Origin of the sequence: Moorena sp. SIO4G3, assembly GCF_010692305.1 — a bacterium.
Taxonomy (GTDB): Bacteria; Cyanobacteriota; Cyanobacteriia; order Cyanobacteriales; family Coleofasciculaceae; genus Moorena; species Moorena producens_A.
The window spans coordinates 1-7,182 of sequence record NZ_JAAHIG010000426.1; the positions used below are offsets into that span (position 1 = coordinate 1).

11 protein-coding genes are annotated in these 7,182 nt (G+C 43.9%); 6 read left to right on the forward strand and 5 right to left on the reverse strand.

What is annotated here, in order from left to right; translation table 11 throughout:
• Nucleotides 1-92 precede the first annotated feature (92 nt).
• Complete coding sequence (locus F6J99_RS38850; RefSeq protein ID WP_293121367.1) at nucleotides 93-1,412, forward strand: zinc ribbon domain-containing protein; 1,320 nt, start codon at nucleotides 93-95, stop codon at nucleotides 1,410-1,412.
• Nucleotides 1,413-1,711: 299 nt separating this feature from the next.
• Here the strand turns inward: F6J99_RS38850 and F6J99_RS38855 are convergent, their stop codons facing one another.
• The 5 genes from F6J99_RS38855 to F6J99_RS38875 form a co-directional block, all read right to left on the reverse strand.
• Nucleotides 1,712-1,858, reverse strand: a complete 147-nt coding sequence (locus tag F6J99_RS38855; RefSeq protein ID WP_293121369.1) for a hypothetical protein — start codon at nucleotides 1,856-1,858, stop codon at nucleotides 1,712-1,714.
• A gap of 39 nt (nucleotides 1,859-1,897) precedes the next feature.
• A complete protein-coding gene (locus F6J99_RS38860) occupies nucleotides 1,898-2,359 on the reverse strand; it encodes a peptidoglycan-binding domain-containing protein (protein WP_293121371.1) in 462 nt (153 codons plus the stop codon).
• Between the two features lie 60 nt (nucleotides 2,360-2,419).
• Nucleotides 2,420-2,557 (reverse strand): hypothetical protein, encoded by a 138-nt coding sequence (locus tag F6J99_RS38865; protein WP_293121373.1) that lies wholly within the window; start codon nucleotides 2,555-2,557, stop codon nucleotides 2,420-2,422.
• A 621-nt stretch (nucleotides 2,558-3,178) separates the two neighbouring features.
• Nucleotides 3,179-3,334 (reverse strand): hypothetical protein, encoded by a 156-nt coding sequence (locus F6J99_RS38870; RefSeq protein ID WP_293121375.1) that lies wholly within the window; start codon nucleotides 3,332-3,334, stop codon nucleotides 3,179-3,181.
• Between the two features lie 10 nt (nucleotides 3,335-3,344).
• Nucleotides 3,345-3,509: a hypothetical protein gene (locus F6J99_RS38875; RefSeq protein ID WP_293121377.1), complete on the reverse strand. Its 165-nt coding sequence runs from the start codon at nucleotides 3,507-3,509 to the stop codon at nucleotides 3,345-3,347.
• A gap of 686 nt (nucleotides 3,510-4,195) precedes the next feature.
• Between F6J99_RS38875 and F6J99_RS38880 the strand changes: the two genes are divergently transcribed.
• From F6J99_RS38880 to F6J99_RS45900, 5 genes are all read left to right on the forward strand, one after another.
• Entirely contained in the window at nucleotides 4,196-4,396 is a 201-nt protein-coding gene (locus F6J99_RS38880; RefSeq protein ID WP_293121379.1) for a hypothetical protein, read from the forward strand.
• Between the two features lie 413 nt (nucleotides 4,397-4,809).
• On the forward strand, nucleotides 4,810-5,388 hold the full coding sequence (locus tag F6J99_RS38885) for a DUF2281 domain-containing protein (RefSeq protein ID WP_293121381.1): 579 nt from the start codon (nucleotides 4,810-4,812) through the stop codon (nucleotides 5,386-5,388).
• Nucleotides 5,388-5,774 (forward strand): type II toxin-antitoxin system VapC family toxin, encoded by a 387-nt coding sequence (locus tag F6J99_RS38890; RefSeq protein WP_293121383.1) that lies wholly within the window; start codon nucleotides 5,388-5,390, stop codon nucleotides 5,772-5,774. Before F6J99_RS38885 ends, F6J99_RS38890 begins: the two co-directional genes overlap by 1 nt.
• A 185-nt stretch (nucleotides 5,775-5,959) precedes the next feature.
• Nucleotides 5,960-6,631, forward strand: coding sequence for a Uma2 family endonuclease (locus F6J99_RS38895; protein WP_293121385.1), 672 nt, complete (start codon nucleotides 5,960-5,962; stop codon nucleotides 6,629-6,631).
• Nucleotides 6,632-6,986: 355 nt separating this feature from the next.
• Nucleotides 6,987-7,073: a helix-turn-helix domain-containing protein gene (locus F6J99_RS45900; RefSeq protein WP_365975135.1), complete on the forward strand. Its 87-nt coding sequence runs from the start codon at nucleotides 6,987-6,989 to the stop codon at nucleotides 7,071-7,073.
• The last annotated feature ends 109 nt before the right edge of the window (nucleotides 7,074-7,182 follow it).

The window sequence follows — 7,182 nt, forward strand, 5'->3', positions numbered from 1 at the left end:
AGCACGTCACAAGATGACTGCAAGCCGAAAGGTTGAAGGAGAACCTAGGAGCCGTATGAGGTGAAAGCTTCACGTACGGCTTTGGAGCGGAGGTGCATCGGGTAATACCGGACATCGACCGTAATAAAAAGGCCATTCCAGAGATTAAAAGTTTTAGGACTCCCAACAGTTTAGGACTGCCTGCTAAATTGATGGATTGGACCATTAATGATGTAGCCAAAACCATTACAGCGAGCCAGGCTGCTTGTATAGATGCGGTAGCAAAAAAGGTCTACAAAAAGTTTCCAGGAAAGGAAAACCAAAATAAACGAAAGAAGCTTTGCAAACAACTTAGGACTCTAGCATTCCTGGATAACTCACTCCTACACAGACTTGTCAGAAAGGAATTTCATAGAGGACATTCTTGGAGTAAAAACCAGATAGTCTATCAACAAGTGGGTTATAAATGCAAAAGAATCTCTCGTCACACTTACCAGTTAGAACTAGCTGGATTAAGAAGGGGAAAGAGGAATAGGATAGTTGTCAGATCTAATCGAAAAATAAAAGGACAAATTAGATTAATCCATAACCAACTTTTGCAAAGATTTGAAATTCACTTTCTGGTAGACCATGGAACCGTAGGAATTCCATCTGAACGTCGGAGTGTCGGAGTAGATAAGGGGTACACGGAGGCTTTCTATGACTCAGAGGGTCAGGCTCACGGGAAAGGACTAGGAAAAGTAACCACCAAGAAGTCTGATCGTATATGTGCCAAAAACCGCAATAGAGGGAAACTTTGGGCGCTTCACAGAAAGCTAGAAAAATTAGACCCAGCTAAGTCGGCTCGAATACTCGAAAATAACCTGACCAGAAAAACAGAAAATCGCCGTTACAGAAAAAATCAATCAGAGCTAACGGCCATAATAGGAGCAGCTTCTAAATCCCTCTTTAACGGGGAGTCTTTAAAAGTCTTTGCTGAGGATTTAACACAACCGATCCGAAACAAGCGCCAGTCTAAAGCAGTATCCCGTAAGCTTAATAGTTGGATGAAAGGAGTGATGCGGGATTCTTTGCGAAAATGGGCTAATTGGACTGGCTCGGTTGTTACAGAAGTTCAGCCTAGTTACACGTCGCAAATTGACTCCAGGAATGGCACCCTATTGGGGAAAAGGACTGGGGACAATTTTACCGGATTTGATGGGGTCGTGTTGCAGGCTGACCATAATGCTGCCAAAAACATCCTTGCTCGCGGTACCGACAAGGAAATAACTCGGTATATGAATAAGACCGAGGTTCAGGCGGTGTTATTGCGCCGTACCGCGCGTTGTCTGGAAGGAATGGGACTGAGTCTGCTTGATGCAGTTGAGCTTGGTTGGCTTGACTCAAAACATAGCAAAACTCAGGCTTTCAAGCAACTCCTCATCGAGATGTGAGGAACGCCTAGACAGACGGGTGGCAGGTTTAACTCCAATTACTGTATGACCACCCCTCACTCAGGCGACAATAAATTGAACCTTGACCGTTTTATACGGATTTATCCCAATTAATGACGGTTTAAGAGTATCTCTGAAACCACTCCTCAAAAGCAGTTACGTCCATATGGACTCTGTCTAGGCCAGTTCAAAGTGCCAGATGATTTTGATGCCCCGTTGCCAGATGAGATTCTAGACGGGTTTGAGCAATAGTGAAACTATAGAATTTTTTTGTCAATTTTTCCTTGACGAAGGATTAATCAATAGGGAATCGGGAATTGGGAATCGGGAATCGGGAATCGGGAATAAAGAATAGGCAAGAGGCAAGAGGCAAGAGGCAAGAGGGAAAACTGATCTAAATCCGGATCTCCCCATCTCCCCATCTCCCCATCTCCCCATCTCCCCATCTCCCTACTCCCTACTCCCTACTCCCTACTCCCTACTCCCTAATAACGACGCCGGGATACGCTCGCTTCACCCAACTTACGCCAAGTATGCCAGCCCACTACGCCATCCACTTTCAAACGGTTGTTCCGTTGGAATTGAGTCACACCTAGGTAGGTATATCGGTCAAAATTGGCATTAAATCTAACAATGGTGTAGCCCAAGCTAATTAGGATCTGCTGCAAAAATCGCACGGCGTCACCATTGTTACCAGGAGTCAGCACTGGCATAGTCACAGTAGTAATTGTATCAAGGGTTAGGGATGGTGGGTTATAGGGAGGATAGGGAGGATAGGAATGTTGGGCGTCAACGTTGATGATTTCTTCTGAGCTTTCCATAGATGGAGCGGTTGCCATCCCTTGGTCTTGATTATCCATGGTTTCTGGTAAATTGCTCATGCTTTGATCATCCGCCATCATGGTTTGGGCGGGATTGGGGATTGGTATTTCTGAGTTGTTTTTCATGATTTGTCCTGAAGTTGTGTATAGGTTTTGGTGAACAAGCGACTATTATATTAAAGGTTTTCAATTGGGTAGGGAGTAGGGAATCGGGAGTAGGGTGTAGGGTGTAGGGTGTAGGGTGTAGGTGTAGGGTGCGTTAGGGACGGGCTCACCCTGATTTTCCGCCTCTTCGCCCCTGGTACAGCCCGTCCCGTAACGCACCACTATTAAGGGAGTAGGGTGTAGGGTGTAGGGTGTAGGGTGCGTTAGGGACAGAAAGCCTATGATTTTGAGACTCTTCGCCCCTGTTAAAGCCCGTCCCGTAACGCACCACTATTAAGGGAGTAGGGTGTAGGGTGTAGGGTGTAGGGTGCGTTAGGGACAGAAAGCCTATGATTTTGAGACTATTCGCCCCTGTTAAAGCCCGTCCCGTAACGCACCACTATTAAGGGTGTAGGGTGTAGGGTGTAGGGTGTAGGGTGCGTTAGGGACAGAAAGCCTATGATTTTGAGACTATTCGCCCCTGTTAAAGCCCGTCCCGTAACGCACCACCATATGACATACACAAGATTTTTTCCCTGTTGCCTATTGCCTTTTGCCTAAACTCCAAATATACTCTGGTTAGCAGTTTGACCTTCAATTAACCATCGCTATTTTAAGCTTCAGAAATTACAGGTGGTATTTCGGTAAAAGCTCCCTTTGTTTTTCTGTTGAATAAACCGTAACTATAACAATTTTCAATCCTAAGTGAAAAATACCTCTCTAGACAGTGGATACTAGAGGGAACAGGGAATAAGGAATTAAGAATTAAGAATTAAGAATTTAGAATTAAGAATTTAGAATTTAGAATTGGCAATCGGGAATCGGGAATCGGGAATCGGGAATCGGGAATCGGGAATCGGGGGAAGAGTATGGGCTGTGATCGGGAAATGCGATCGCATCTAGCTGTGATCGGGAAATGCGATCGCATCTAGCTGTGATCGGTAAATGCGATCGCATCTAACTGTGGTCAGTAAATGCGATCGCATCTAGCTGTGGTCTCGAAAATGCGATCGCATCTAACTGTGGTCAGTAAATGCGATCGCATCTGGCTGTGATCTGGAAATGCGATCGCATCTGGCTGTGATCTGGAAATGCGATCGCATCTAGCTTTGGTCAGTAAAAGCGATCGCATCTAGCTGTGGTCAGTAAATGCGATCGCATCTAGCTGTGATCTGGAAATGCGATCGCATCTAGCTGTGGTCTCGAAAATGCGATCGCATCTAGCTGTGGTCAGTAAATGCGATCGCCTCTAGCTGTGGTCTGGAAATGCGATCGCATCTAGCTTTGGTCAGTAAAAGCGATCGCATCTAGCTTTGGTCAGTAAAAGCGATCGCATCTAGCTGTGATGGGTAAATGCGTTCGCGTAGCGTGACAAGCAGGTCAATCGCATCTAGCTGTGGTCTGGAAATGCGATCGCTTAGCGTGACAAGCAGGTCAATCGCATCTAGCTGTGATCTGTAAATGCCGCACTATTTAATGCCATTAATAATCATCATTATTATCAAAAGTTAGGTAAATAGGATTTTTTACCACACTCCCTACACCCTACACCCTACACCCTACACCCTACACCCTACTCCCTACACCCTACTCCCTACTCCCTATACCCTACACCCTACACCCTACTCCCTACACCCTACTCCCTACTCCCTCACCAAATTGTTACAAAAATTTTCAAAATATGTTATAATTATGCAATTTTTATGCTATTATATAAAAGGGAACACTCAAAAGGAGATAAGTGAAGAGCCAGCCCACAGATGTTAGAGCGTCACGGGCTGGCTCTGGGTCTCCCACTCAAAAGGAGGTAATTTCATTATGTCTTACAGTCAACGCCTATACCCATGGGCAATCGTTCGCTTGTTACCACAGATGCAACGAGTCGTTGTCGCTCGTTTCCGTAACCGCTCCAATGCGGAGGGTCATATGACAGCCCTTAAACGCCTGATGCCCGAGGCTGAATTTGTGATTATTTTTGATATCCCTAATCCGATTGGTGAAGAAGAATCTTCAGAATGAAGAATGGAGAATGAAGAATGGAGAATTAAGAATGGAGAATTAAGAATGGAGAATTAAGAATGGAGAATTAAGAATGGAGAATTACCAATTCGCTTGAAATTCTTAATACTTAATTCAAAAAGGTTGTTCGCCTTTGGTGTTAGGTGAAGGGGAGGTTGTTTGTCAGAATGGAAAATTCTGGTTCTTCAGTACCTACTATGCTAAATTTATAGTTAAAAACCCCCAAAAAGATGACTGTGTAAGGGTTATGAGGCTATTTAACCATCAATTTTTCCAATATAGCTGCCTCTTCCTCCTGCTCCCTTTGGCAAAGTGTTAATTTAGCATAACAAGTAAGAAAGAGCAAAAATTCTAAATTCTTAATTCTAAATTAGAAATTATAAATAGACTAAAATCATTGGAGAAAATACATCATGCAGTATCAAGTTTTTGTTCAGAGTCAATCCGACGATAAGTTTGTGGCGTCAGTCATTGGGATGCCAAATTTAACGGTTGAGGGCAGGACGGAGTCAGAAGCAATTTTTAAGGTCAAATCTGCCCTAGAAGCACAATTAATTAGAGGGAAGTTTGTCACTATTGAGGTAAATTTAGACCTTCAGCCAAATGCAGCTAAGCCTCAGATGAGATATGCGGGAATATTTGCCAATGATCCCACATTTGATGATTTTATGGAAAAACTAACTGTGATCCGGGAAGAATCAAATTCAGTAACCGATGTGCTCGCAGTTTTGCAGGCATTGTCACCAGAGCAACGTCAATTGGTTTATGACTTTGCTGAGTTTTTACTCCAAAAGCAAGGAAAATCGGAAACCGAACAATCGGCTTCTAGTCCACCATTACCACCTCGTGTTTTTGGACTCCATGCAGGTCTTGTTGAGATAAGTGAAGATTTCGATGAGCCTTTACCAGATGAGTTTTGGTTAGGAGAAAACGATCCACTGATGATGACCAATAAACAAATTCAACAAATTAATCAGAAATCGGCTTCTTGATGAAATTGTTACTAGATACCCATACGTTATTATGGTTTGACTCAGAGCCAAACAAGTTATCTAGCTCATGCAGACAGCTATTGACGAATGAGGATAATCTTCTGTTGCTAAGTCTTGCAAGTATTTGGGAAATACAGATTAAGAGCCAGATAGGTCGGTTAAATCTACGATTACCCCTGTCAAGACTGATTGTTCAACAGCAGCAAAATATTGGCTTGCAAATTCTCCCGATTTCCCTTTATCACGTCTATGCTCTCCAAAGTTTACCGGATGTTCATCGCGATCCCTTTGATCGGATTATGGTGGCACAGGCTATGGTAGAAAATTTACCTTTTGTCAGTATTGATTCTGTTCTAGATGGATATCCCATTCAACGGATATGGTAACTAGGACTCAGGGGCACATCAAAACTTTGTGGCTCGATTTGTTCAGTAGCTGTTACTTCCGAGATGGGTTTTGCGTTCGCATAGCGTGGCCGTAGGCCAATCGCAAAAATCAACAAACCTACTGCTGGGACCCTAGGTAACTGACCCAAATGCTACCCTAAAACTATCAGGTTCAACAGAAGATCATGTACCAAACTGACCCACCCCGTGAAGACCCAAAGGAGCCTGCTTTGCCTGACGAATTTCACGACTTTCAACCCCAGCTATTGCGAGAAACCTGCCAACCTCCCAACTATCCCAGGGAGGAGATGTTCATTGCTACAAACCTGAATGTATATTACGACAGTCGTCATCACTTATGGCATAAGCGACCAGATTGGTTTTTGGTATTGGATGTAACTCCTGCTGAAAAACAAGAAGACCTGCGCTGGAATTATGTGGTTTGGCAGGAAGGAAGAGCGCCATTTTTGGTAGTGGAACTCCTATCACCAGGTACCGAAGCTGAAGATTTAGGACAAACCTTGAAGTCTGCCAACAAGCCACCAAGCAAATGGCAAGTTTATGAACAATATATGCGCATTCCTTACTATGTAGTTTTTGACCGCTATGAAAACCAGCTGCACGTGTTTCAATTAATTGCCACTCAGTATCAGGAAGCAGAGCTTTATGAGCCCAAATTTTGGATTCCAAAACTGGAATTAGGCTTAGGAGTATGGCCAGGTAAATATCAAGAAACACAAGGGTTTTGGCTGCGTTGGTATGATGGAGCTGGTAATTGGATTGAGACTTCAGCAGAACGGGCAGAACGATTGGCAGAAAAATTGCGTACCCTTGGGATAAATCCCGATGATTTATAAAATAGGGGAGTTTGTTCGCGTAGCGTGGCCATTCGCGTAGCGTGGCCCAAAGGCCAAGGCCAGGGGAAAAGAATACCCCACTCCTGCGACGGATGGGGATGAATTTTCCCCTCAACTAAATACTTACGGTAACACCCCAGTCTTTCCTAGTGCTTCTAAATACTCTGACAAAGTCAAACCAGTTTTAGCTGCCATTTTTTTTAACCCGTCCCAGGCTGCTTCCGTAGTTCTAACGGTGTGTGCCTTTTTTGCTTGTCCATGTATTGGAGGTCGTCCAGTTTTTTTGGCAATAATACTTGTTATCTGTATTTCTAGAAGCTACAATTAATATAGCACGGACAAAAGATTGAAACTGATGCAGCTTGGATATGTCTACAAACTGAAACCCAACAAACAGCAAGAAGTCACAATGAATAAGTGGCTGGTGCGATTCGTTGGCTAGAAACCTTAACCTGAAAGGGTTTCAGGGGGATTAGCCGCAAGGGACTAAAAGAACCTTGACAACTTGATAACCATGCAGATGTAAATTCTGCCCTCTCGAAATTGGAGTG

Bases quoted from the DNA above. Each gene is read 5' to 3' on its own strand.
- F6J99_RS38855 (WP_293121369.1), bottom strand. From the start codon at position 1,858: ATGGGGAGATGGGGAGATGGGGAGATGGGGAGATGGGGAGATCCGGAT.
- F6J99_RS38885 (WP_293121381.1), top strand. From the start codon at position 4,810: ATGCAGTATCAAGTTTTTGTTCAGAGTCAATCCGACGATAAGTTTGTG.
- F6J99_RS38895 (WP_293121385.1), top strand. From the start codon at position 5,960: ATGTACCAAACTGACCCACCCCGTGAAGACCCAAAGGAGCCTGCTTTG.
- F6J99_RS38890 (WP_293121383.1), top strand. From the start codon at position 5,388: ATGAAATTGTTACTAGATACCCATACGTTATTATGGTTTGACTCAGAG.
- F6J99_RS38875 (WP_293121377.1), bottom strand. From the start codon at position 3,509: ATGCGATCGCTTTTACTGACCAAAGCTAGATGCGATCGCATTTCCAGA.
- F6J99_RS45900 (WP_365975135.1), top strand. From the start codon at position 6,987: ATGCAGCTTGGATATGTCTACAAACTGAAACCCAACAAACAGCAAGAA.
- F6J99_RS38870 (WP_293121375.1), bottom strand. From the start codon at position 3,334: ATGCGATCGCATTTACCGATCACAGCTAGATGCGATCGCATTTCCCGA.
- F6J99_RS38860 (WP_293121371.1), bottom strand. From the start codon at position 2,359: ATGAAAAACAACTCAGAAATACCAATCCCCAATCCCGCCCAAACCATG.
- F6J99_RS38880 (WP_293121379.1), top strand. From the start codon at position 4,196: ATGTCTTACAGTCAACGCCTATACCCATGGGCAATCGTTCGCTTGTTA.